The 26,392-nt window shown below is 45.1% G+C and carries 19 protein-coding genes and 1 other RNA gene; 9 read left to right on the forward strand and 11 right to left on the reverse strand.

Annotation, left to right across the window (positions count from 1 at the left end; all coding sequences use genetic code 11):
• The first annotated feature begins 491 nt into the window (after window positions 1-491).
• Window positions 492-1,115 carry an acetate uptake transporter gene (locus L2729_RS12605; protein ID WP_248988588.1) on the forward strand — a complete coding sequence of 208 codons (624 nt, stop codon included), beginning with the start codon at window positions 492-494 and terminating at the stop codon, window positions 1,113-1,115.
• Between the two features lie 74 nt (window positions 1,116-1,189).
• Here the strand turns inward: L2729_RS12605 and L2729_RS12610 are convergent, their stop codons facing one another.
• The 3 genes from L2729_RS12610 to L2729_RS12620 form a co-directional block, all read right to left on the reverse strand.
• A complete protein-coding gene (locus L2729_RS12610) occupies window positions 1,190-2,722 on the reverse strand; it encodes an MFS transporter (protein WP_248988589.1) in 1,533 nt (510 codons plus the stop codon).
• Window positions 2,723-3,036: 314 nt separating this feature from the next.
• Window positions 3,037-3,726 (reverse strand): LrgB family protein, encoded by a 690-nt coding sequence (locus L2729_RS12615; protein ID WP_248988590.1) that lies wholly within the window; start codon window positions 3,724-3,726, stop codon window positions 3,037-3,039.
• The gene (locus L2729_RS12620) at window positions 3,723-4,148 is read right to left on the reverse strand and encodes a CidA/LrgA family protein (RefSeq protein WP_248988613.1); all 426 of its coding nucleotides are present in this window, start codon (window positions 4,146-4,148) and stop codon (window positions 3,723-3,725) included. Before L2729_RS12620 ends, L2729_RS12615 begins: the two co-directional genes overlap by 4 nt.
• Before the next feature lie 141 nt (window positions 4,149-4,289).
• Here L2729_RS12620 and L2729_RS12625 point away from each other — a divergent pair, with 141 nt between their 5' ends.
• A complete protein-coding gene (locus tag L2729_RS12625; protein ID WP_248988591.1) occupies window positions 4,290-5,195 on the forward strand; it encodes a LysR family transcriptional regulator in 906 nt (301 codons plus the stop codon).
• A 127-nt stretch (window positions 5,196-5,322) separates the two neighbouring features.
• On the opposite strand, the gene L2729_RS12630 is transcribed toward L2729_RS12625, so the two are convergent.
• The 8 genes from L2729_RS12630 to L2729_RS12665 all read right to left on the reverse strand — a co-directional run bounded on the left by L2729_RS12630 (window position 5,323) and on the right by L2729_RS12665 (window position 14,630).
• Window positions 5,323-5,487, reverse strand: a complete 165-nt coding sequence (locus tag L2729_RS12630; protein ID WP_248988592.1) for a YqaE/Pmp3 family membrane protein — start codon at window positions 5,485-5,487, stop codon at window positions 5,323-5,325.
• 428 nt (window positions 5,488-5,915) lie between these two features.
• Window positions 5,916-8,885, reverse strand: coding sequence for an ImpA family metalloprotease (locus L2729_RS12635; protein ID WP_248988593.1), 2,970 nt, complete (start codon window positions 8,883-8,885; stop codon window positions 5,916-5,918).
• Window positions 8,886-9,140: 255 nt separating this feature from the next.
• On the reverse strand, window positions 9,141-12,056 hold the full coding sequence (locus tag L2729_RS12640) for a valine--tRNA ligase (protein WP_248988594.1): 2,916 nt from the start codon (window positions 12,054-12,056) through the stop codon (window positions 9,141-9,143).
• A 26-nt stretch (window positions 12,057-12,082) separates the two neighbouring features.
• Window positions 12,083-12,556 carry a DNA polymerase III subunit chi gene (locus L2729_RS12645; RefSeq protein ID WP_248988595.1) on the reverse strand — a complete coding sequence of 158 codons (474 nt, stop codon included), beginning with the start codon at window positions 12,554-12,556 and terminating at the stop codon, window positions 12,083-12,085.
• A gap of 225 nt (window positions 12,557-12,781) precedes the next feature.
• Complete coding sequence (locus L2729_RS12650) at window positions 12,782-13,450, reverse strand: hypothetical protein (protein ID WP_248988596.1); 669 nt, start codon at window positions 13,448-13,450, stop codon at window positions 12,782-12,784.
• Window positions 13,451-13,515: 65 nt separating this feature from the next.
• Window positions 13,516-13,698 (reverse strand): hypothetical protein, encoded by a 183-nt coding sequence (locus L2729_RS12655; RefSeq protein WP_248988597.1) that lies wholly within the window; start codon window positions 13,696-13,698, stop codon window positions 13,516-13,518.
• 340 nt (window positions 13,699-14,038) lie between these two features.
• A non-coding RNA gene (gene ssrS, locus L2729_RS12660) (6S RNA) lies at window positions 14,039-14,221 on the reverse strand.
• 100 nt (window positions 14,222-14,321) lie between these two features.
• Window positions 14,322-14,630 carry a cell division protein ZapA gene (locus L2729_RS12665; RefSeq protein WP_101091800.1) on the reverse strand — a complete coding sequence of 103 codons (309 nt, stop codon included), beginning with the start codon at window positions 14,628-14,630 and terminating at the stop codon, window positions 14,322-14,324.
• Window positions 14,631-14,988: 358 nt separating this feature from the next.
• Here L2729_RS12665 and L2729_RS12670 point away from each other — a divergent pair, with 358 nt between their 5' ends.
• From L2729_RS12670 to L2729_RS12700, 7 genes are all read left to right on the forward strand, one after another.
• Window positions 14,989-15,564, forward strand: a complete 576-nt coding sequence (locus L2729_RS12670; RefSeq protein ID WP_248988614.1) for a UPF0149 family protein — start codon at window positions 14,989-14,991, stop codon at window positions 15,562-15,564.
• A gap of 106 nt (window positions 15,565-15,670) precedes the next feature.
• On the forward strand, window positions 15,671-16,903 hold the full coding sequence (gene ubiH, locus L2729_RS12675; RefSeq protein ID WP_248988598.1) for a 2-octaprenyl-6-methoxyphenyl hydroxylase: 1,233 nt from the start codon (window positions 15,671-15,673) through the stop codon (window positions 16,901-16,903).
• Window positions 16,904-16,968: 65 nt separating this feature from the next.
• Entirely contained in the window at window positions 16,969-18,189 is a 1,221-nt protein-coding gene (locus L2729_RS12680) for an FAD-dependent monooxygenase (RefSeq protein ID WP_248988599.1), read from the forward strand.
• Between the two features lie 267 nt (window positions 18,190-18,456).
• Window positions 18,457-19,551 (forward strand): glycine cleavage system aminomethyltransferase GcvT, encoded by a 1,095-nt coding sequence (gcvT, locus tag L2729_RS12685; protein ID WP_248988600.1) that lies wholly within the window; start codon window positions 18,457-18,459, stop codon window positions 19,549-19,551.
• A gap of 289 nt (window positions 19,552-19,840) precedes the next feature.
• Window positions 19,841-20,230 carry a glycine cleavage system protein GcvH gene (gcvH, locus tag L2729_RS12690; protein WP_101091804.1) on the forward strand — a complete coding sequence of 130 codons (390 nt, stop codon included), beginning with the start codon at window positions 19,841-19,843 and terminating at the stop codon, window positions 20,228-20,230.
• A 217-nt stretch (window positions 20,231-20,447) separates the two neighbouring features.
• Entirely contained in the window at window positions 20,448-23,336 is a 2,889-nt protein-coding gene (gene gcvP, locus L2729_RS12695; RefSeq protein ID WP_248988601.1) for an aminomethyl-transferring glycine dehydrogenase, read from the forward strand.
• A gap of 426 nt (window positions 23,337-23,762) precedes the next feature.
• Window positions 23,763-26,027, forward strand: a complete 2,265-nt coding sequence (locus L2729_RS12700) for a DUF2971 domain-containing protein (RefSeq protein WP_248988602.1) — start codon at window positions 23,763-23,765, stop codon at window positions 26,025-26,027.
• Window positions 26,028-26,392 lie beyond the last annotated feature (365 nt).

Raw genomic sequence — 26,392 nt, forward strand, 5'->3', positions numbered from 1 at the left:
TAACATTATAAATGTTTCACCTGCTATGGGATCCCTGCTTCTCATAGTCATTGAACCTCTTGGGAGCCTTCGGGCTCCCCTTTTTTTTGCCATTCGATTGCTGGGAGGTTTTTTTAATAAAAATGAACCAATGTTCGAGTTTGTGACCCAGTGCAATTATTCAACAGTATCGCCTAGCCGTTTTAGCAATTGCTAAAGTGATAATGCTGGTTAAATGCGAGGAGGATCGGCTAATGCACAAAAGCGTGATCTTGATGCTGGTTGTGGGTGATGGTTATTACAATCTTTAGTTTTTTAGATTAAGTGATTGATAATAATCTTTAATCGCTATTTTTCGAACCATTCTATTATCGTGATTATCAACACCACTCATTTGCTTGCTGCGTGTGCTTTAACTAAAATCCGCGGCGCTAAGATTAACCATTGTTAATCTAGTGCGGTAGAGCGTAACCGCTACACATCTTATTGATCACTTCCTGTAGGGGAACTCAATGTCTACACAGCTTACAAATTCTTTGGCAAATCCTGCTCCACTTGGCTTAGTGGGCTTCGGTATGACCACCATTTTGCTTAATATTCACAACGCAGGCTTCTTTCCGATGGATTCAATGATCCTCGCGATGGGCATATTTTATGGCGGTATTGGGCAAGTACTCGTAGGCATGATGTGTTTCAAACGGGGTGACACCTTTGGTACCACGGCATTTACCTCTTATGGTTTGTTCTGGCTAACCTTGGTTGGGCTTATAGTGATGCCTAAAATGGGCTTCGCGGCGAGTCCAGCAGGATTTATGGGTTGGTACTTAGCGCTGTGGGGCACGTTCACTGGCTTTATGTTTATCGGTTCAATGCGTTACCCGCTGGCTAAACAGATTGTATTTGGTTCACTGACGATATTATTCTTCTTATTAGCAGCGCGTGACTTTACTGGCAACGCACTTATCGGCATGATTGCAGGCTTTGAAGGTATTTTCTGTGGTCTAAGCGCTATCTACTTTGGTATGGCGCAAGTGCTTAACGCAGAGTATAACCGCGTGATTTTACCGGTTGGTAAGGCCAGATTTGCAGCAAGCGTGCAGACGATTGATGCAAAACCTGTTTTAAAAGCGGCATAACCGTTCGCGTTATATTGCTTTAGATAACAAAAAAGCTGACAAGTATGTCAGCTTTTTTTCGTTATGAAACGGGGTTAGCGTTGTTGCAGCTTAAACAACCACTTACCGTAAAGGTAAATACCAATGGCTGAAATAGACCCGATGGCGGCGATGATGTACCACGCCATGCCGATGTTATGGGTGTTATAAAGCAATGTCGTTAGCTGCTGCGCTGGCTCACCAGTATAAGCGACTAAGGTTGAAAATGCCTCGCCCAGAGGTATAGCACTAATATCATTGGCACTCATGCCACGATCTGCCAACAATTCCCGCGAGAAGATCTCTTTCGAGGCATACATCTCATAGAGCTTAGGGCCAAAGAAACCTTCAAGCGTCCAACCAATGCCTTGGGGTAGCATTACAAAACCAAGATACATGGCTTTTTTGCCTTCAGGGGCAATGTTGCCCATAAACTCATTTTTCTTCGGGCTAATCATCATCTCGCCGAAGGAGAACATCGCGATAGCGAATACGATCATCCAAGCGGCATTGGTAGCACCAACGAGAACGAAGGCCAAAATACTCAGTAAACACCCGCCTAACATCGCCGAGGTGATCCGGTACTTTGCGGTTAACGCCGCCACTAAGAAGCAGGTGGTCATAATCATACCCGCGTTAAGGTTAAGCATGCCTTCAGGCATCACCTTAGTACCGGTATTATCTAGGCCCAGCCAGAACTGGAAAAACCCATTTGTGGTGCCTTCAGGACCAAATAATGATGTCACAATCACACTGGTATCGACCCATTCAGCGATGTGAATAGGTAATACATCAAACAGTGAGTTAAACAAGAACCAGAAACCCGCAAACACTAACATATAGTAGATTACGATTGGCTTTTTCAGCTCGTGTAGCGCATCACGCCACAGTGCTACTTGCTTAATTTCACCAGACTTAATCTTACGATTACGCTCTAAACGCTCCTCTTTACCAGGCTCTTTATAGGCGAGTAAAAATAGAAAGTTAAAAGAAATAATCGCGGCGCAGGCAAAGAATACATAGTCCCAAGAGAGTTGACGCATATGCACGGCAACTAACGGTCCTAAGAAACCACCAATATTAACGACTTGGTAGAAAATACCCCAAGCCATCGAGGTGTTCTGTCGCCCAGTGGAGAGCACGAGTGTGCCTTGAATACCGGGCTTAAATACCCCGGTTCCAGCGGCCAGGAGAATGGCGCCAAAAAGGAAACCATAGAAACTCGGGAAAAACGCCATCACCAAGTAGCCAGAGATCTTGATTAGCGTTGAAGCGAAGATCGTTTCTTTGTAGCCGACGCGGTCTGAAATGCCGCCAGTGAATACCGGAACGAAGGTCTGCATCATCGCCCAGATACCGATAATAATACCGTAGTCACTTAAGCTAATGCCTAGGCCGCCATTCGATACTGGTGCTTTAGCGTAAAGGCCAGCACTGGCTTTTACGCCGTAATAGGCAATACGCTCGACCAGCTCCATGCCACCGACGATCCAAAATATATAACTTAAGCTGGCAATCGAGGCCCACATTCCCAGCTGTTTGACTTCCCGTAGGTCGTTATCTGCGTAAGCATCTTTTGACTCGCTCATCACTTTCCCTTAATTGTGTTAATTATTTTAATTTTTTATATTTATTATTGCTTTTGTTCATCAGAAGCATTTTTATGTTGGTTTTGGGTGGGATGAAGGTAATGTTCTTTGCCAAAACGCTGCAAGCTTGTGATTGCAGCCGACACTTTACCTAATTTGATGACAAACACCAATGCGTTAATGGAAGTTTGAGAATAACTCAGGATATTGGCATCAAGTTCAGACTGGGCTTGATTAAGAGGAGGTCACTATTCGAACTGTTTTGCGTGCAGGCTCAATAGCATCGGCACAAAACCTTGCTATGGAAAAGCGGTTTAATTGATGATGTAAGCAAATGCAGGCGCCATAATCACCATGGCAATACCGGTGAAAATCATGGTTAAACTGGCGATGACGCCTTCTTGTCTGCCTATCTCACTGGCTTTTGCTGCGCCGGCACCATGAGCGGAAGCCCCTAGCGCAACTCCCTTTGCCACGGAACTACGGATCTTAGCGACTTTAAACAAAGGTTCACAAATAAGCATTCCCATTACTCCCGTGATTAACACTAGCATCGCAGTGAGTTCAGGTACGCCGCCAAAGGAGGAGGTTGCAACAATGGCAAAAGGTGTTGAAACCGAACGCACCATTAGGCTATTAGATAATTCAGCGGGCATTGATGTGAAGTAGCCAACCAACCAAGAGGACCCAATACCGAGGAGCAGTCCAACTAACACGCCGACACTTAAGGTAATTGGATATTGTTTTATCAATGCGCGCTCCCGGTAAATAGGTACCGCAAAGGCGATAGTCGCCGGAGCCAATAGTGCGGCTAACCAATGGGTGTATTTAAAATAGTCTGCCAGTGGGATGTTTAAAGTCATCACCACACATAATATGATCAGTGGTGCGATAACAATGGGCGCAAACCAAACCTTTTGATGACGACGATAGAGTGCTTTGCTGCTGTAGTAACCAAATAAGGTTAGCGCCAAGCAAAAGCCGCCCCACAGCGATAAAGTCATTGGTTGCTCCCTTGGCTTAATTGCACTTTTAATCGGTGCTTACGTTCCAGTTTAAACAAACGATCAACCGTAAAAGCAGTGCCAAGCAATACGATAGTGCTGGCCACTAACATAGAGCTTATTAATACCAGCCCGAAATGTTCAAGTAACGCTTGATACTTGATCACCGCGACGACTGGTGGGATAAAAAACAGCAACAGATCACCTATCAACCAAGCCGCTCCCATACTCACCGTCTGCTCTGGCACCCATTTTAATGACAGTAGCGCGAGTAACACTCCAAGCCCAATGACGCTGCCAGGCAAGGGTGAATTAATATCCTTGGCAATAACTTGGCAGGCCCAAGCGAAAGCGCAAAACAGCACTATCTGCAGAAAACGTTGCAAAAATAGTGGCATTTTCTGGCTTTGTTTACTGAGCATATAGAGAGCCATTGAGCCTTCCTTCGCCGCCATGTTGATTCCTATAGAGGTCGCTTTACTTCGATAACGTCAGTTTACGCTTGCTTAATGGATAGAAAAAATGAATATTATGAATAGAATCTATAACTATTGGTTATCTAAATGGATCTGAAAACGCTGCACTACTTTGTTGAAGTCGTTAACGCAGGTGGTTTTTCTAAGGCCAGTAAAACCGTGTTTTTGACACAACCGGCACTATCAAAAGCAATCAGGTTGCTTGAAGAAGAGTTGCAAATGGTGTTGTTAGAACGAGGCAAACGTGGCACTCAAGTTAAGCTGACTGCCGCAGGACAAGTGGTTTACCGTCATGCTGAACTGCTTATCAATGGTCGGCAACGTATGCTGGCGGAGCTTGATGGTTTGCGTAATCTAACGGGGGGCACATTAAGGTTGGGACTTGCGCCATTGGGCAGCGCTGAGTTGTTCGCGCCAGCAATCGCTAAATTTAGACAGCAATATCCCAAAATAGAGATGCAGTTGCTGGTTCGCGGCGGGATTGAGCAAACTGCCGCCCTCAAAAAAGATGACATTGAGCTCGCGACAGGGATCATTGATTTTGATGATGAGTTTGACGGGCTACGCATTCGCAACGAGCCAATGGTGGTCGTTGTGCCCAAGAACCACCCTCTGGCTTCCCAAAAGCAGCTACAGCTTAACGATCTGCGCGATCAAGCCCAAGTGATGTTTGAGCGTGAATACACTCTCTATGAATTTGTGTTAAGTGCTTGCGAAAAAGTGGGCTTTGCTCCGACTGAAATAACCCGGGTCAGTCATGCTGATTTTGGTATTGCGCTGGTGGCCGCGGGGACAGGAGTGATGTTGCTGCCACAGATCATTGCTGAGCGTTATCGAGTCGATGCGGTCGTTAACGTGCCATTGGCCAGTCGTGATCTCCGCTGGGAGTTATCGCTGTTTTGGCGTAAACAGCAGACATTATCTTTTGCAGCAAAAGCGATGATTGAATTGGTGAAAATGCAATTAATCGAAGACAATAATAAAGCTGAGTAGGGCATTTTAGCTTAGAGGCATTTGGTCTCTTTTTGATAAATAAGAGCAGCATTAAAACGCGACCTAAAGGCCGCGTATCTTAACTATTTAGGCTTTCTGTTTCGATAATCGAGCTCGAAGAGTGACGCTATTTGGTGACAACCCACAACGCGTGTAGCACGCCAGGGATAAAGAACAGTAAACACAAAATAATGTTAATCAGTAAGTCTTTGCCTACGCCATTTTTAAGAAAAACAGCCACTGGAGGCAATAAAATCGCAAGAATAATGAGTAACAGCTTGTTGGTATCCATAGATTATTTTCCTTAAAAGTATTAGCTCGTTAATGACGACATTCGGCTCTCATAACCACAGCTATAAACTTAATCTAAATTAATGATTCTGTAAACGTCATGCCAGCGCTTAACCAAAAAGCAACTGGCAACAGTCTATACCCATTCTACTTGAAGATGCAGGATTCAGTGGGAGTTTAATGGGCTTTAATCAAGGCATTGATTGCCACTAATGGTCGTTCCCTTGGTAAAATTAATAACACAGAGTAAAGCCCATCGCAGAAGGCGTTGTGCAAGCTCACTTCGTTGTTGCACCAACTTAAAAGGGAATAACCATTTCTTCGTTAACGCGCCTAGAATTGAACTAGCACAACGACTCTGAAACGAGCATCTTCAAGTAAGATGGGTATATAACTTAGCTCATTCTCAAATCTAGCAACTTCCCCAACCTACAAAGGCCAAGCTTGCTGGCCATCGACTGGAATTGATTGCAGATCTAAGCTCAAGCAGTAATCACCAGGTGCATAAACGTATACTTGTTTCTCAATCATTGGATAACCCAGCAGCGCGAGCTGGTTCTTCGCGGCCTGAGTGGTTGCCAGCCCCCACATTTGATACAAATCACGATAGTCGAGCTTGGTTGAATAGCTCATAGCAATCATCAAAAAGTCATTGTTTGATATCGACTTTGCTGCATCGAGGCTAAATTGACTAAAACCTAGACTCGCTCGCTTTTGCTCCCAAAGCTCGTTTGAGCCTTTAGCGCGTTCAAATTCCCTGAGTAAGATGTGTAATCTTGCTAACAGATGCCAGCCATTCTCAAGTGCGGCATGTTTCTGTGCTGCGACCATCATTTGTAACATGGTTGCCATGCCGTTTGACCAACTAGTGAGCTTGGCATCTTGCATGTATGCGAATGGATCTGGCTGATTAACACTTGCCTGTAATACCGCGAACTCGTCATCGATGTTGAGTCCTTGGCAAGAGGGGAGTTTGCCAAGCTCGGTATAAGCGCGAGACTTACTGTAGTAAGAGTATGGGTTAGTGGAGGCATGACCTTCATGGCCATCAAAACGTAATCGTCCTTTTTCAAGCCCGTGGCCCAACTCATGGATATCGCCATGTCCTGTAGGACTAAACGACCAACTGGCGTCATAGGGGTTACCTGAACAGCCAGAACCACACGTCGGCTGATCGGCGTTCATGTGTTTTACCGTATCAATACTGTCCATCTCCCAGCCTTGGCTGGCAGCAAAATTGCTGATCTCTGCCACTTCATCAATGAATGGCCCTTTAAATCCTGCCAGTAGATGGGGGTAATTGTGTACCTGTGTCATGATGGCTATTTCCATCTTTTCAGGCGTATCCCACAGCGGTTCGTGGCGCATGGTTTTTTGCATCTTGTCGAGGCGGGAGTGTACTTCAAAGTGATCGCTAGCAAGCTCTGCCCAATCGTATTGATCCGCCGCTAAGTCCTGCATAAACTTTTCGCTGTCTTTGCCTTTACGCCAATAGGGATGTTGGCCAATGTGCTCAAATGCCAACGCAACCGCTAAGTCTGTTTGATCAAATTTTACCTGTATGGGGCCGCCATAAGGGCTGGTGAGTTTAATGGTTTCACCGGCTTTGACTTCTATACGACTCGATTGGAGATATTTAGGGCGGTTATAGCCATTAACGGCAAATTCATGGGTCGAACCCGAGCGCTGAGTATTGATAAATACCCATGTACGCACGTCACTATGATCAGTTCGAGTGACCTTGACGGTTTGCCCTGGCAGCGCGTACACGCCTGCAGAGCGGAAGCCTTTTTTACTGCCGATGGTGATATTTTTGTCGACCGGCGTAATATGGCTAAAGTCAGTGCGACTAAAGTTGCCTAAGTCATTAGGGACGTCATTGATATTTCTGAAATGATAAACACTATAGTCAGCATAATAAGCTTTAAGGTAATTTAGGCTATCCGTGCTGTTAACATCCATTGGGTACTGAATTGATTGACGGTAACCATCGCCTAATAGGGTCAATAATTTATATAGCTTATGATCTGACAGGCCAAAAATATCCTGCTTAGCGACATCAAAGGCCTGAATATTCTGCTTGATTTGCTTAAGTGCAGGCTGGTAATTCTTACTAAAGCTGTCATCGCAACTGCTGGCGCAATTGGCTAAGGTAAAGTCGATGTCACCGCTATCAAATAAGCTTAACCAAAGCTGCTCGCTTTGCAGCGCACTGTGGTCTCTAAGCATGGCAGTTGCTGATGACCAATCTGCTTTATCTTGAGCAAAATAGTTACCGGGACCGCCGGGTCCCTGCATCGAGAATCCCATAGGTTTTAACACCGTTTGCGTTAACGGCACACTGTTCCAACTATGAAGGTGCATATACAGCAGAGGTTGCTTCGCACTTTGGATCTGCGCGATGAGTGGCGCTACAGTATCTATCGAGAATAGCTCCGCAGATCCGCTGATCACTAATTGCGCCTCGCTTAAACAGCTACTTAGTGTCGCTTCGTCACCGCAGGTACTGACTTGCCAATCAGGGTATTGGCCCGCTACCCAATCGGTAATACGGTTAACCGTACTGCCGTTCATTAAAAAGAGTCGTACCTGTTTTTCTATTGCTAATTGGCTTTGATCTTGGGCGAGCATCCAGCCTAAAAGACGCTTAAAGCTGGGCTCAAATTGGGCGTTATTGCCTTGCTGTAAGCTTGAAATGATATCGGTGCCGAAGGCCGCGTTACGTTGGCCCGCTTTGTCGCTAGTGGCAGCAAACGTTAACCCCTTATTACCCGTTACTACGGCGAAGGCTCTTGTTTGTGGGTAGGCATGTTCAGCACCAGAGAGCTGGATCATCTGTGAATGACGACCTTGGTCATACACCACCGCGTCATTAAGATAAATGCTCTGTAAAAGCTCAGCACCCTCTTGGCTATAGTGAGTAATATGCTCAAGGCTGCGTTTAACAATGGTAGCCTCTAACCCTGCCGATATACTGGCATCGCCAGTTTGCATTGCAGCGCTAATTTTATCGTTTAATAGAATATCGACCGTATCGATGGTGGTTTGATTACCACTGTCAGTCACACTGAGTGATAGGGTGATTTTACCGTCTTGACTAAGATTGCTGGCATCAAGCACCACCCCATTAATTTCGCCATTGATCAGTTGGATCTCTGGGCCAGCAGTTTGCGACCAAAAAAATGAAGCATTGCCCGTTGCATGAATGGTAACATCCGCAGTCACCGACAGGTGTTTGTCATTCCAGGCGGTGATAGGATCACCTAACTCAACCTCTGGAGCTAGCACGGTTGGCGGGGGAGTCGTACCGCCGCCATTATCTATTGGGTCTGAATCTTCAGAACCACCACAAGCGGACAAGCCCAGTACTATGCAACTAGATAACAGCCAAAACTTCATTTATTTAACACTCCATAACTATTTAGTTACATTGTCTATTAAAATGATTGCAAAAGCAAAATAATCAATAAAAACAATGGTTAAGTCAATTTTTTGGCTGGTGGTGGAATATTGGCAATGTGCAGTGATAAACGGCTTGATGATAAGTACTGGCTAGCGCGGTTTTATGGCTGGCAATAAAAAAGGCAACCCGAAGGTTGCCTTTATTTCGTTCGCGTTAGCCATTTGCTAAAACGTTAGTTTAACGATGTAAGCTTAACCTTCTAGCTTAGCCAATTCTGCTTTCTGCTCAGTTAGCTTTTCAATATCACGTTGATATTCAGCTTGCTTGGCACGTTCTTTTTCAATTACGGCTGCAGGAGCTTTAGCTACAAAACCTTGGTTCGATAGCTTGCCTTCAATGCGCTTGAATTCGCCAGCGGCTTTTTCAAGTAACTTATCGATACGCGCCACTTCTTTAGCCACATCGATTAAGCCCGCCATTGGGATCAATAGTTCCATGTTACCCACAAGTTGAGTGGTCGACATTGGCGCAGTTTCACCGTCCGCTAGAATCGTCATAGACTCAAGTTTCGCCAGCGTCTTGAAGAAGGTTTGGTTCGCCTCTAAGCGCGCCTTATCTTGCTCACTGACACCACGAAGTAGGGCATTAAGTGGCTTAGATGGGGCAATGTTTAGCTCGGCGCGAATGTTACGCACCGCGGTAATCACTTGCTTAACCCACTCAAGATCTTCCATCGCCACGGCATCAACTTTGTCTGCCTGATATTCAGGGAACGCAGCCAACATCAAGGTGTCACCTTCAACACCGGCTAGCGGCTTAACGCGTTGCCAGATAGTCTCGGTAATGTAAGGCATCATTGGGTGCATGAGGCGCTGCATCTGCTCAAGTACCGTCACAAGCGTGTGGCGAGTACCACGAAGCTGCGCGTCAGTACCACTTTGCATCACAGGCTTAGTCAGCTCTAAGTACCAATCACAGAACTGGTTCCAAGTGAACTCATAGATAGTGTTAGCCGCAAGGTCGAAACGGTAGTTAGCCATGTGCTCGTGGTAAGCTTTAACGGTTTCATTGAACAAACCGATAATCCAGCGATCAGCAATCGACAGTTCCATTTCACCCGGCTTGCCATCAACTAGGAGTTGACCACAATCTAACGCTTCACCGATAGCATCGTCAGCAGCATCTTCCGTTTGCACTTCAGTGTTCATCAGTACGTAGCGTGATGCGTTCCAGATCTTGTTACAGAAGCTGCGGTAACCGTCTAGGCGTTTCATATCCCAGCTAATATCACGGCCGGTTGACGCCATAGACGCTAAGGTAAAGCGCAGTGCATCAGTACCATGTGCTTCGATACCTTCGCTAAACTCTTTACGGGTACTTTTCTCTATTTTAGCGGCCATTTTAGGCTGCATCATATTGCCAGTACGTTTTGTCACTAACGATTCAAGATCGATACCGTCAATCATGTCTAATGGGTCGAGTACGTTACCCTTAGATTTAGACATCTTATTACCGACTTCATCACGGATAAGTCCGGTCACATAGACGGTTTTAAAAGGCACCTGTGGCTTGCCGTTTTCATCTTTGATGAAATGCATGGTCATCATGATCATACGGGCAACCCAGAAGAAGATGATGTCAAAACCCGTCACCAACACATCTGTTGGGTGGAAGGCTTTAAGCTCAGCGGTATCTTTTGGCCAACCCAAAGTAGAGAAGGTCCACAATGCCGAGCTAAACCAAGTATCAAGTACATCGTTGTCTTGGCGCAGTACCATTGAATCATCAAGTTTGTATTTAGTGCGTACTTCCGCTTCGTCACGGCCAACGTAGACTTTGCCCGCTTCGTCATACCAAGCTGGAATTCTGTGTCCCCACCAAAGCTGACGTGAAATACACCAGTCGTTAAGGTCACGCATCCACGAGTTGTACATATTCTCGTATTGCTGTGGCACAAACTTAATATCGCCGTTATCAACGGCTTCCATCGCTGTTTTAGCCATAGGTGCAACAGACACATACCATTGGTCTGTTAATAGTGGCTCAATCACTACGCCAGAACGGTCGCCATAAGGCACTTTTAATGCGTGTGGATCAATCTTGCCCAGTAGACCCAAGGTATCAAGCTCAGCCACAACCGCTTTACGTGCTTCAAAACGGTCAAGACCGGCATAACGCTCAGGCAAACTATTGTCTAATTCAGTGTTAGCCGTACCGTCAGTGTTAACTATTTCAGCGCTTGAGCGGATAGCCGCGTCAAAGGTCAAAATGTTGTACATAGGCAGTTCGTGACGCTTACCAACTTCATAATCGTTAAAGTCGTGTGCCGGAGTGATTTTCACACAGCCGGTACCGAATTCCATATCGACATAATCGTCAGCAACGATTGGGATAAGACGGTTAACAATCGGCAGGTGAATAAACTTACCGACTAAAGAGGCGTAACGTTCATCATCTGGATGCACGGCTACGGCACTATCACCTAGCATGGTCTCAGGACGCGTAGTGGCGATCTCTAAGTAATCTTTGCCATCGCTAGTCAATGCACCTTGGGCGAGCGGGTAGCGGAAATGCCACATGCTGCCTTGTTTTTCTTTGTTCTCAACTTCTAAATCTGAGATAGCAGTGTGTAGGGTTGGATCCCAGTTGACCAAACGCTTACCACGATAAATCATGTCATCTTCAAACAGGCGGACAAACACTTCTTGTACCGCTTCAGACATGCCATCATCCATGGTGAAACGCTCGCGTTCCCAATCAACAGACGCGCCAAGACGACGTAGCTGTTTAGTGATGGTGCCACCAGACTCTTTCTTCCAGTCCCAGATACGATCGATAAAGTTTTCGCGACCTAAATCATGACGATTTAGCCCTTCTTCAGCAGCAATTTTACGCTCAACCAACATCTGCGTTGCAATACCAGCATGGTCAGTACCGACCTGCCAAAGGGTGTTTTTGCCCTTCATACGCTGATAACGAGTCAAGGTATCCATAATGGTATCTTGGAAAGCATGGCCCATATGCAAGCTACCCGTCACGTTTGGTGGCGGGATCATGATGCAATAGTTGCCTTGAGACTCGTCGCCGTGTGGCTTGAAGTAACCTTTCTCTTCCCAGTTTTGGTAAAGAGACTGTTCGATAGACTGCGGGTTATATGTTTTTTCCATGGGAGCGTACTTATCTCAAACTAAAATTAATTGGTTGTATTGCTCAAGTCTTGGGTCGTTAGTGCTATCCCAAGAGTGCGATATTGCCGATAGCGATCACGTGCAATCGCTTTATGGCTATCATCGTTGGCAACGAAGTCGATAATCTGACCAAAGTTTACTGCAAATTGCGGTACTTGGTCTGCAAGATTAATCAGAACATGGCGATTTTTATTGGCCCCAAGCCGATCAAAGCCGATTTCAACTGGGGCGCCACCTGCCGGCCCTTCACCTTTAAGGTTATGCGGGACGAAAGATTGCGGTTCAAACTGCCATAAAAGTTCATCAATGGCATAAGCCTGATCTTTGTCAGTGCAATGGATGTAGACCCACTGTTGGTTCACAAATGCCTGTTGAGCCAACTCACACGCAAAAATATGCACCTGCTCTAACGCTGAAAATTGAGCATGGGGCTGCGTATGACTGCCGTTAGGCATGAGATAAAACAGAGTCTGTGACATCGTTTATTCTTAGGGTCAAATTCTTAAGGTCTAAGCAACTTGGCTTTTGGACTGACGAAAGAGGAGATTTTACACTAAAAGTAGCAATGAGATCAGCCCCTTTTTAAAGGGACTGAGGTTTTAAGTGCGGCGACTATTTTCTAAGATTTACGTGAGTCCTTAATTAAGAACTGTGTGCCACAGTGATTGAAGCGTTTACATAAAGAAAAATTGAATTTGTGACTCTTAAATATTGAGTTTTTCTTTCTTAGGTTTGAACACTTTTGAAGCCTTTCGTCTGGGTTTCTTTTTATCAATAGCGATAATGGGTAGGTTAAACCTTCTGCGCTCATTGTTGACTAAAGCCTCAGGCATATTGTCTTCACAATAATGAGCAAACTGCTCTAAATAGATACGTGAATATGCCCCGTGTTCTATCGTCAACGGCTCACCCAAATCAAGCCTTTTATGTTTAACCCATGCTTCTAAAGAGTACCAAATTGATAGATACATAGGACCCCAAATATTCATAAAATGATTTCGTGAAATCAAATTATGTAGAGCCATATATCCTATACGCTGAAGCTTTACACTGACCTCTTGGGCTGCTGCCAACTCCTCAGTACTCCAACTGCAATCGTACTGTTTTATATGCTCGCCGGGACAATTACAGTAGGAACGACTTTTATGTGCATTAGTTAAAATACGGATTGCAGGTTTTAAGAGATCCATTTCAGCCATCGCCCAGCGAAGAATGTCAGCATCTCGGGATAGCGAAGACTCTTTAATATTGTTAGAACCTTGCTTCAGACCGTAGAGTAGCAACCCCGTCAAAATAACCATCAAAATATTGGTTAAGCCTGAAACGCCATTCCAGTCGAAAGTTGTTAGTTGAACTTTAAATTCGTCAAACATAAGCCGTTGCTGTAAATGAAAAAATAAAAAGTAACATAGGTAGAGGATTATTCAAGTTGTAAGTCTTAGATAGGGATATTTAGTTGCTCTGCCAAACATTGATTGTAAAGCACGACCACCAGTGCAGAATAGCACTCGGCAGTACTCGGCAGTACTCGGCAGTACTCGGCAGTACTCGGCAGTACTCGGCAGTACTCGGCAGTACTCGGCTCTTCCTGCTCTTTCGGCTCTTCCGGCTTTATCCGCATTCTCGGTCTGTCACCGTCTCAGCCCTATCCGGCTTTGCACCGTCTTCGCATTCTCGGTCCGTCACCATCTCAGCCTTATCCGGTTTTGCACCGTCTTTGCATTCTCGGTCTGTCACCATCTCAGCACTATCCGGCTTTTCACCGTCTCAGCCTTATCCGGCTTTGCACCGTCTTCGCATTCTCGGTCCGTCACCATCTCAGCCTTATCCGGCTTTGCACCGTCTTCGCATTCTCGGTCTGTCACCATCTCAGCCCTATCCGGCTTGTCACCGTCTCAGCTAGATCCACAGATACAAAAAAACCACTCTTAATAAAAAGAGTGGTTTTCAGTAAATTTAAATTGCTCCCCGGAACACCGACCGCTTGACGTAGCCCTTGAACCGTAGTTCAAGGCGGGTAAACGCATACCTCCTAAGGCTTCTCGATACGAGCCGAGCTTGCACAATGTCAGTAAAACGTTCACCCTGGGTTTTGTAAATATCGGCACAGGGACATTGCCAGCTAGCGCGAATCCCAGGGAGCAAAACTTTTATTCGTAAGCAGGTCAATTGACCTCTAAATGGCTTACGACACTAATTAGGTACAGCTTTAGTACAACTTCATTAAAACAGATTATAACCCTTTTAAGCCTCTTTAGTAGAGCGTTCTACTAACGCATGCTCTAAAGTTGACTGCAGCAAACCGATTTTTTCATCCATCTGCTTATTATAATCTTGATTCTTCTGTTGTTCTTCCAACAGTTCATAGCCGGTATTTAATGCGGCCATAATGGCAATTTCTTCACGACTAATGTTATTGGTGCGTGCTTTTAACGACAATAACTGATTTTCAAGATTATGAGCAACGTGCCTAAGTGCTGTCTCTTGTCCATCTGGACAAGCGATAGAGTAGGTGCGCCCCATAAGGGTAATTTCAATCGCCTTGTTACCCATTCCTAAAGGAATCCTTTAACCGTGTACTTGAGCGGACTATATCGGTCTAAAAAGCAAAGTGCAACAGCATCACCTCCTAAACTTAGATAGTTTGGATTAATTGTTGTTTAGATAGCCATTGGCGTACAAACATAGAGCGGTTTGGGCGATGGCCATGGTTGAGCATTGATTTAAGTCCGGCTTTATTGGCAGCCGTTTGCAGGTATCGATAGCCATTGCAATCGCCCTTGGCATTCTTGATTATGGCTTTTGTGGTGGCGCCCGCAAACTTTTAACCACTTTATGGTGGCAACTCTTGGTCGAATCCGTCAGTTCTGCTAGCATGAAGCCAGTAAATTTTGCGACTGGAAACGACTTTATGGCGACCCTCCCAACGCTCCGCATGGATAACTTACTTGCGGCACTCAACGAAGCTGAAATTGCTCAGCACCCTGTCGAAGTTCACGGCGCTTTAGTCGGCTTGATCTGTGGCGGTGTCGAACAATCATCTAAAGGTTGGACATCACCTTTATTAGAGCTGATGAATGACGGCCAAGCACTACCTCCAACATTACAGCTGTTAATCGAAGAGCTCTATCAAGATGCGGTCACGCGTCTGTCCGATACTGACTTTGGTTTTAACCCTATGCTGCCAGAGGAAGAGGAGCCAATATCAACGCGTGTTGAAGCGCTATCGTTATGGGTACAGAGCTTCCTAACCGGGATTGCAATTATTCAACCTAAATTGAATAAAGCCTCGAAAGAGGTGCGCGAAGTGATCCAAGACCTATCTGAAATAGCTCAGGTAGAGTTTGATGTAGCTGAAGACGATGAGTCAGAAGCGGCACTTATCGAGCTGATGGAGTTCACTCGCATGGCGGCCTTGCTATGTTACTCAGAGTTTGGTCCAGCAATCGAAGACGACAAACCAATAGACCTTGGTGTGTTGCACTAAACGTCCGTTGCTTAAGCCGCCATCGCATTCGTGTTATGGCGGTTTTGGTTTCTAAGAGACTAAAATAAGTAACAGCAATAACAGCAGTTATCGGGTTAAAAATTCCATGGCTAATACACATGCGGTCGAACAGGTTGATATTGCAATCGTCGGCGGCGCAATGGCAGGGGCGATATTAGCTCTTGGACTCGCGCAGATTGCCAAGCAAACTGAACGACCTCTTAAAATCGCCTTGATTGAAGCGCATCGTCCTAATGAGCAACATCCGGGTTTCGACGCTCGCTCTATTGCCATCTCTCATGGTTCAATCTTCGAGTTAAAAAAACTGCAGATATGGCCACACATTGCAGCGCTCGCCAGCGAAATCAAAAATATCCATATCTCTGATCGCGGCAATTTTGGCATGACCGAGCTCAATAGCGATGCTCTTCACCTGCCGTATTTAGGGCAAGTGGTTGAACTCGAAGCAGTAGGGCAACAATTGTTCCGTCAACTTGCGAAAAGTGACATCCAGTTATATTGCCCTGACAGTTTGACTGACGTTGAGGCGCAAGCCGAACAACAGTTGCTGACCTTAGACAGTGGTCAACAGATCGCCGCCAAACTCTTGGTCGCCGCCGATGGTCTTAACTCTAAAGTGCGCCATGCTTTTAAGCAGCCATTAGAGCAGGTCGATTTTCAGCAAACGGCGATCATTACTAATATTCAAACCGAGCAGCCGCATCAAGGTTGGGCGTTTGAGCGATTCACCCAAACGGGGCCATTAGCCTTGTTGCCGATGGCTACACGTAATGGCGAACATCGACTGTCTATGGTGTGGGCGTTGGCACCCGCAGAGGCGGAGCAACTGCTTAATGCGCCAAAAGCCGAGTTTATCGAAAAACTGCAAAGCACATTTGGTTACCGAGCAGGGCGCTTTATCGATATCGGTGAGCGCTTTAGTTATCCGTTAATGCTGTCGTATATGCCAAGGCCTATCTATCACCGTACCGTATTTTTAGGTAACGCCGCGCAAACACTGCACCCTATTGCAGGGCAAGGCTTTAACCTTGGGTTGCGCGATGTGGTCAGTTTACTTGAAGTGGTAAAGCAATCGCTCACTAACAGTGTCAACGGTGAGTTAGATATCGGTCTAAGCCAAGTGACGCACGACTATTTAGCGCGTCGCAATGTCGACCGAGAAAGCACCATGAACAATATTGAGTTCTTAGTGCGCGGCTTTTCAAATGATCACTGGCCGTTAGTGATTGGCCGAAACCTAGGCTTACGCCTATTATCTTGGTTTCCGCCGCTAAAAGCGCCCGTGGCGCGAAAAGCCATGGGCTGGACAAAAAGTTGAGCCAAGCTGACTGATCTCGTCAGCACCGTTGATATTCAATTTAGTTAAATGAGTAAGGGTTAAAAATGTTAAGCACACAAACTTATGATGTCGCGATTGTTGGCGGTGGGATGGTGGGTTTAGCGACCGCCATTGGCTTGGCAATGGAAGGCGTTAACGTTGTGGTGATTGATGCCGGCCAAACCCACGCCGTATCTGGCTCGCCTAAACTTAGGGTGAGTGCGATTAATAAAGCAAGTCAGCACTTACTCACTAATTTAGGTGCATGGCCATATTTGGCGGCAAACCGCATTACTCCTTACCAAAAGATGCAAGTGTGGGACAAAGACAGTCTCGGCAAAATCGACTTCGATGCGCATTCCCTTAGCGAAACTCATCTTGGCGCCATTATCGAAAATGACTCCATCGCCTTTGCATTAGCCGAGCGCGCAAGCGAGTTTGAAAACCTGACCTACATCGAAAACCAACGTCTTGAGCGTATCGCCTTTGGTGAACGTGAAGCATGGTTAACCTTAGATAATGGCGACAACATCAGCGCTGCATTAGTGGTGGCCGCAGACGGCGCCAACTCTTGGGTGCGGCAGCAGTGCAACATCCCGATGACTTTTTGGGATTACAACCACCACGCTATTGTCGCTACAATCCGCACCGAACTGCCCCATGGCGACACGGCAAGACAGGTATTTGATAGCGAAGGCCCACTGGCTTTCCTACCTTTGTATGAAAAAAACCTCTGCTCAATTGTATGGTCGGTGTCACCCGATAAAGCAGAGGCGCTACTAGCGCTCGACAAGCAGCAGTTCGAACGTGCATTGACCGCCGCATACGATGGCCGTTTAGGCATGTGCTCACTGGAAAGTGATCGCCAAGCATTTCCGCTACGTATGCGTTATGCGCGCCACTTTGCTCGTCATCGTTTGGTGTTGGCTGGCGACGCCGCGCACACCATTCATCCATTAGCAGGCCAGGGCGTTAACTTAGGTTTCTTAGATGCCGCCAGCATTATAGAAACCATCAGTGAGTTAAAAGAGCAGGGTAAAGACATTGGTGATTACCGTCATCTGCGCAGTCTTGAGCGCTGGCGTAAGGCCGAAGCGCTAGAGATGATCACCGCAATGGAAAGCTTTAAAAGGCTGTTCGGGGGCACCAATCCTCTCAAGAAAGTCATCCGCGATCTTGGCTTAAATATCGTTGATAATTTTGCGCCATTGAAAACACTGTTTATTCAGCAAGCGCTCGGCAACAAAAAAAGCTTACCCAAGCTGTGTAAAAGTGAACAAGATTAACATTCTCCTGTTTTAGCTAAAGCTGAATAAGCTTGTTATTTCATGCACTTGTTGTTTTACCTTTGCAAAACAGCATTTTGGTATGAAATTATTACCACTACTGCATGAGAAAAACTAATGACTGAACTGTTCGGATTAGAAAATTCTTTTGTATACAAAAGCAATACTCAAGGTATAATTTCGCCGCATTTTAATACGACCAAATTGATCTGGTGACAAGCACCCTACACCAGTTGCAGACTCGAATACCCCAAAGAAGGGAAAGAAATGGCTAACAAAACTGTACTTTTTAACAAGCACCTAGAATCAAATGGCAAGATGGTAGATTTCCACGGTTGGGATATGCCACTTAACTATGGTTCACAAATCGAAGAGCACCACGCAGTGCGTCAAGACGCGGGTATGTTCGACGTATCACACATGACAGTTGTCGATGTGATAGGTGACGACGCTTGTGCCTTCTTACGCAAATTGCTAGCCAATGACGTAGCCAAGCTAAAAGTACCCGGTAAAGCGCTTTACGGCGGCATGCTGGACCATAATGGCGGCGTGATCGACGACCTCATTACTTATTACCTTTCAGACACGCAGTATCGCATCGTGGTTAACTCAGCGACGCGCGAAAAAGATCTTGCTTGGATAAACGAGCAAGTTAAAGGTTTCAACGTCGAAGTGACAGAGCGTCCAGAGCTGGCAATGATTGCCGTTCAAGGCCCTAACGCTAAAGCAAAAGCGGCGACGGTATTTAACGCCACGCAAAACACCGCGATTGAAGGCATGAAGCCATTCTTTGGTGTGCAAGCAGACTCCCTCTTTATTGCTACTACCGGTTACACCGGCGAAACAGGTTATGAAGTTATCGTTCCTGAAGCTGAAGCCGAAGCATTATGGCAAGCATTTTTAGACGCAGGCATTAAGCCATGTGGACTTGGCGCACGTGACACGCTGCGTCTTGAAGCGGGCATGAACCTTTACGGCTTAGACATGGACGAAAGTGTTAACCCACTAGCGGCTAACATGGGCTGGACAGTGGCATGGGCACCTGAAGATCGCGATTTCAACGGCCGTAAAGCCCTTGAAGCGATTAAAGCAGCGGGCACAGAGAAGTTAGTCGGCCTTGTTATGGACGCTAAAGGCGTTATCCGTCACGGCATGTCAGTATTCTTTACCGACAGCGACGGTGTTGAACAGCAAGGGACCATTACCAGCGGTACCTTCTCGCCAACGCTAGGTTACTCTATCGCCATGGCGCGCGTCCCTAATACTATTGGTGATATCGCTGAAGTAGAGATGCGTAAGAAGCGCGTCGCTGTTAAAGTAATCAAACCATCGTTTGTACGTAATGGTAAGCAAGCGTTTTAATAAATAAAGCAACTATTGGCTAAGTACCTTGATGGACTTGGCCAGTAGGGTTAAATTTGCAGTTTCAGCTCACGTTAATCATCACTTTTCATTTAGCTTAGTTTTTAATATAGTGATGAGTTAACGCGTTATCCTATTGAAATATATCATTTGATATCAATTAGGCAGATGGCAAAAGAGTGCTGAAACCGCTGCGCAAACACGCAAAAACTGATAAGCCTAAATAGGCAAATCAGTAAACGTCTTATTAAATCACAGCATTAGAACTATCGAATAAGGATTAAGACCAATGAGCAATATCCCAGCTGAACTTAAATATGCTTCTTCTCACGAATGGATCCGTAAAGAAGAAGACGGTAGCTACACAGTAGGTATCAGTGAGCACGCTCAAGAGCTATTGGGTGACATGGTGTTTATTGAGCTGCCAGATGTTGGCGACGAGCTAAATGCCGGTGAAGACTGTGCCGTAGCAGAATCTGTAAAAGCCGCGTCAGACATCTATTCACCACTAACCGGTGAAGTGCTTGCCGTTAATGAAGCGCTAGAAGATTCACCTGAGCTTGTTAACAGTGATGCATTTGGTGATGGCTGGTTCTTCCGCGTCATGCCTACTGACCTTGCTGAGCTAGAAAACTTGCTTGATGCCGAAGGCTATCAAGCGGTTATCGACGACGAATAAGTTGTGATAATCAACAAAGCCTCACTCTGCTAAAGACTGGGGCTTTGTCCGTTATATGGCAATGCCCGATAACGTGAACAGTTGAAATAGAGACCATACCAATGCCATTCATTAAATGAGCAAATATGCTCGATAGTGACATTGGTCTAAAACAACGAGACCAGTAAATCCGCTCCCCTACAGGTTGGATACTGGCAAATATGGAACCAGGTTACTCATGACCAAAGAAACCCTTACGCAGTTAGAGCAGCACGAATTATTTCTTCGCCGTCATATCGGTCCAGGTGCCGAACAGCAGCAAGAGATGCTGAATTTTGTGGGTGCTGAATCGTTAGAAGACTTGACCGAACAAATCGTGCCAGGATCAATTCTTCTTAATCGTGATCTCGCCGTTGGCGATTCATGTGGTGAAGCTGAAGGCTTGGCTTATATTCGTGAAATCGCGGATAAAAACAAAGTCTTCAAAAGCTACATAGGTATGGGTTACTACGGTACTGAAGTGCCGAGCGTTATCCAGCGTAACGTGCTTGAAAATCCAGGTTGGTACACGGCGTATACGCCATACCAGCCAGAGATTGCTCAAGGTCGTCTTGAAGCGATTCTTAACTTCCAGCAGCTATCAATGGACCTAACGGGTCTTGATTTAGCCTCTTCATCGCTGCTTGATGAAGCCACCGCCGCTGCCGAAGCAATGGCAATGTCTAAGCGTGTTTCTAAAGCCAAAAAAGCCAACATCTACTTTGTGGCTGATGACGTATTCCCGCAAACTATCGACGTTGTAAAAACCCGTGCCTCGTGCTTTGGTTTTGAAGTGGTTGTTGGCCCAGCGGCCGATGCTGTTAACTACGAGCTCTTTGGTGCTTTGTTCCAGTACACCAACCGCCTCGGTCAAATCAGCGATTTTACTGAACTCTTTACCCAGTTACGTGAGAAGAAGGCCATTGTTTCAGTCGCGGCCGACATCATGTCACTGGTCATGCTTAAATCTCCAGGTTCTATGGGCGCCGATGTCGTATTGGGTAACTCACAGCGCTTTGGTGTGCCAATGGGCTTTGGTGGTCCACACGCTGCATTCTTCGTGACACGTGACGCCTTTAAACGTTCACTGCCCGGTCGTATTATCGGAGTATCACAAGATACTCGCGGTAACCGTGCACTGCGTATGGCAATGCAAACTCGCGAGCAACATATTCGCCGCGAGAAAGCGAACTCCAATATTTGTACCGCACAGGTATTACTGGCCAACATGGCGTCGTTTTACGCAGTATTCCACGGCCCACAAGGCCTTAAGGTGATTGCAGAGCGTATCCATCGCTTAACCGATATCTTGGCAGCTGGCCTAAGCGCCAAAGGCGTTGAACTGCTTAACAACACTTGGTTCGATACCTTGTCACTTAAGGGCTTAGACATTGCCGCAGTGACTGCACGTTCAGCTGTTGCAGGCCTTAACCTGCGCATCGACGCTGACGGCATGCTGGGTGTCAGCTTGGCTGAAACCACCACCCGCAGTGACGTAGCTGAGCTATTTGACGTTATATTGGGCGCAGATCATGGTCTAGACGTCGCTAAGCTTGATGACGCTATTGTGGCTAACGGCAGCACATCAATTCCAGCTGAGTTAGTGCGCACCGATGCAATCTTGACGCACCCAACGTTTAATCGCTACCAGAGCGAAACCGAGATGATGCGTTACATCAAGCGTCTCGAGAATAAAGATCTGGCCTTGAACCACTCAATGATCTCGCTCGGTTCATGCACCATGAAGCTAAACGCAGCCACCGAGATGATGCCTATCACTTGGCCTGAGTTTGGTAGCATGCACCCATTCTGCCCGCTAGACCAAGCGGAAGGTTATGCACAGTTACTCGAAGAGCTATCAACGTGGTTGGTGGAAATTACCGGGTACGACGCGGTATCACTGCAGCCAAATTCGGGTGCACAAGGTGAATACGCTGGTCTACTCACGATTAAGCAATACCATGAGTCACGTGGCGACGCGCACAGAAATATCTGTCTTATCCCACAATCAGCTCACGGTACCAACCCAGCGTCTGCCCAGCTTGCTGGCATGAAAATCGTAGTTACCGCCTGTGATAAAGCCGGTAACATCGACATGGATGACTTAAGAGCCAAAGCCGCAGAAGTGGCTGACAACTTATCTTGCATCATGGTGACTTACCCATCGACTCACGGTGTGTATGAAGAAAGCATCGGCGAAATTTGTGAAATTATTCACGAGTTCGGCGGTCAGGTTTACCTTGATGGCGCTAACATGAACGCACAGGTTGGCCTTACATCACCGGGCTTTATCGGCGCGGATGTATCGCACCTTAACTTACACAAAACCTTCGCTATTCCCCATGGCGGCGGCGGACCAGGCATGGGCCCAATCGGTGTTAAAAAGCACCTTGCGCCATTCTTATCGGGTCACACAGTGATTAAGCATGGTCTTGAGTCTGACAATAATGGTGCGGTATCTGCTGCGCCATACGGCAGCGCAAGCATCTTGCCTATCACTTGGATGTACATCAAGTTGTTAGGTAAGAAGGGTTTGCGTCAGTCAACGCAAGTGGCATTGCTTAACGCTAACTACATCATGAAGAAACTGTCTGAGCATTACCCGATTCTTTATTCTGGCCGAAATGACCGTGTTGCCCATGAGTGCATCATCGATTTGCGTCCGCTTAAAGAGACATCGGGTGTGACTGAGATGGATATCGCTAAGCGTCTGAACGATTACGGTTTCCACTCGCCAACCATGAGCTTCCCAGTAGCGGGAACCTTGATGATTGAGCCGACAGAATCAGAATCTAAGGTTGAGTTAGACAGATTTATCGAAGCAATGGTGTCTATCCGCGGTGAAGTTGCCAAGGTAGAAGCAGGCGAGTGGCCAGCGGACAACAACCCGCTGCACAACGCGCCGCATACCTTAGCCGATATCATGGACTCAGAATTTGATTCACGTCCATATACGCGTGAAGAGGCCGTGTTCCCAACTAAAGCGGTTAAGCTAAACAAGTTCTGGCCTACGGTTAACCGTATCGATGATGTGTTTGGCGACCGTAATTTGATGTGTGCTTGTGTGCCAGTCTCTGACTACGAATAATTTATAATGGTGATCATGTCATATCTAGTTGGGTACAGGTGATATCTAGTTGGAAACAGCATATCAAGTTGGAAACTCTGATTTGAAATCATAAAAAGAGCACTACGGAGTAGTGCTCTTTTTTATGACGTTTATTTTAGGGGAGGGTTACAAGTCGCTATTGGGAATTAAAGCAGTTGCTCGTATGCGGGAAGAAGCTAGAGTAGTTTCTACAGCGCTTTTTGGACAAAATAAAGTTAGTGGTTTTACTTATTTAGTCAAATTAGATTAGATGGGGTAAGGTAAAACTTAACCATCAAAAGACAAGGCAGCATTGCCTTTTCGTAAAAATTATATTTCTGAGAGATAGAGACCCAAGCATCGACTTGAGCTTCTACTTACAGGCAAAATGTTTCTACCTTCTTTTATTTACAGGTACAAATCGTAATGGCTGATACTAGTGATAAAGCAATCATTGAGAGAATAAAAAGCAGACAATTCTCTTACTTAGATTTTCTAGAACATCGCTACCTAGATGAAGATAAGCCTAATCACATTGGCTATTATTACTTTATTTTAGACCTAAAGCGGATTGATAATTATGAAGTATTTAACCAAGTTGTTTCTCGCTACAAAGATGTAGCTCATGCGTACCTGTATTTAGGCAAGATTGCTCATAAAATTTATAACTCTTTTGATAAGCACCATGTAGCTGCAAGCTACTATAGAAAGGCAGTTGAATTAGACGATGATTGTGCAGAAGCCCATTGGGGACTGTTTCGTACGGAGAAAAGCACACTATCTCTTTATCGAGCCATACACTTAGATTACACAGCAAACAGAATTAAAGAATTAAGTCATAAATTAATAAATGTAAACATGGATGTCGAAGAGTTTTCAGAATTACCGATTGAATACTGGAAGATAGTTAAACAAGTCGCAGGTACTTTAGATGAAGGACTCTTAGACTTACTACAAGGGCAATTGATCTTAGCTTATTACTTTCTAGGAGAATATTCTAAAGGCATTGAAATAATTAGCTGTTGCGAACAGCTCAGTATTAATTTTTTACTTCCATTTTGGGAGCAAGGGCACCTATCCGTTGAGGATGTTATATCTAAAGTATATGAGTTTGAATTGAATGCATCCTTTGAAAATGAGCATGAAAATGTTTACCAAGAATTATTGAAACGCTCTTCTGTAACAGGATCTAAGATAAACAATGCAAGATTGATTGGTCAAGCGTTTAAAGCTCAGGCATATGAAAAGGTTGTTATCCACCACGAAGATGATGCGGACCCTTCTAAAAATTTATCAAGTAACTTTAAATGTAACCTCTTTTATCTTTATTCTCAGGTTCATCTTGGGTTACCTCTTAACAGAGAGATTTTAAGTCTAATTCAAGAAAACATGACGGATTTATGTGATGAAGAAAAAGCATTGTACTTTGCTGTGAAAATTAGAGAGTACATAGCTAAACTCACAAATCAACTTAAGAATGTTAATTCAAATAGTTGCTTAGCAAAAAATAATTATAATTTCCATAAAGCCATCAAATTAATTGAACTACCTGAAGTTACTAAACTTAGTCTACACGATGAATTAAAGCAGGAACTAGACGATATTGAACTCAGGTGGAATAAGCAAGTTTCTAACCATCGATTTATAGAGCTAAAGAAATTATTTGAGGACGGTGGTATTGACGAAAATGATATCATTGAATTAGCGGGAAAAGCTATAAGTTGTAGGGAGTTTGATTTAATTCCCAGTATTATTGAAAAATATGAGGAAAATGTTTCCCCCTCGATGACAACTCAAAATTTATTAGGGATTAGCTATGAGAAGGAAGGGGATTTAAAGCAAGCTATTGAGCATTACAGAGTGGCTCTTAACTTGATGTATAATTCTGGTGAATTAAACCACATTATAATCAGTAATTATCTCAACTGTGTAGAAAATGCCTTCGACATACGCCTTACAAAAGACGAAATATCAAAGCTGAGTGATGACTTCAATATTGCACTTATCGACTCGTTTAAATGGCACTTTTTCACTGCAAAGCGTAGAAGTATACTTTTCAAATACTCACCATTTAACATTAATACCGTCGATTCTTTAACGAACCAGTACTTCTATTTGGCTAGTAAAAACCAGTTAAATGACCCTATTGAGATGTCTACTAAAACAAGTATTAGTTCAACTCTAAATATCGGTGACAACTATCGTATTTGTTGTTTTTCAAACAATGATAACTCCATGTTGATGTGGTCTCATTATGCTCAAGAGCATCAAGGAATAATGGTCGAATATTGGTTTGGTGGAGAGTTACCTAATGGAGTTGGAGTAGATCAAGTCATTTACTCGAATGAAGCTAAACGGAAAAAAGAAGAAAATAGATACCTTTTTAACCAGTACCTTCTAACAAAGAATAAAGAATGGTCATATGAGGATGAAGTCCGACTATTTACAAATCAGAGTGACAAAATTAGTTACGAAGCATTCGACTTTCCAAACCATGACAGGACAAAGATAAACGCTAGAGTAAGCTGCATTACGATGGGATATAAATTCCCTGAAGATAAGAAACAATTAGTTCAAACAATAGTAGCAGCTATTAATGGAAAACGGCCAGCTCATGAGCCGAAGGTAACCTTACGAGAAGCATACCTTTCTGAGGATGATAGATTCACTATAAAGTATCGAGAGAACTAAATAGCGATGATGCCTTCAGAAGCACATTCGAGTAGCCCCATGCAGTGGGGCATTACAAGAGAAATATTTGTCCGATAAGACTATAGAACTCTATACACCTTCAAACTTCTGACTATATTGCAAACCTTGCCTATAGGCAACAGGAGCAGAAAGGTAAGTCAAACCCCAACTTGGGGAACTAATAGCATTCAACAATGCTAGCAAGTTTTAGAGAATGAGAACATTTCGGCCCTGATATGTTTCTGGACAAAAATGGCTTAGAGCATAAACTCCAAAGCCTACAGTTTGCATTACGATAAATATGGGTAAGCACACAAGCGCTGAGTCATGACTATCTTAAGAAAGCAGGATTGAGAGAGGATTGT

Source organism: Shewanella gelidimarina (genome assembly GCF_023283945.1).
In the GTDB taxonomy this organism is placed as follows: Bacteria; Pseudomonadota; Gammaproteobacteria; order Enterobacterales; family Shewanellaceae; genus Shewanella; species Shewanella gelidimarina.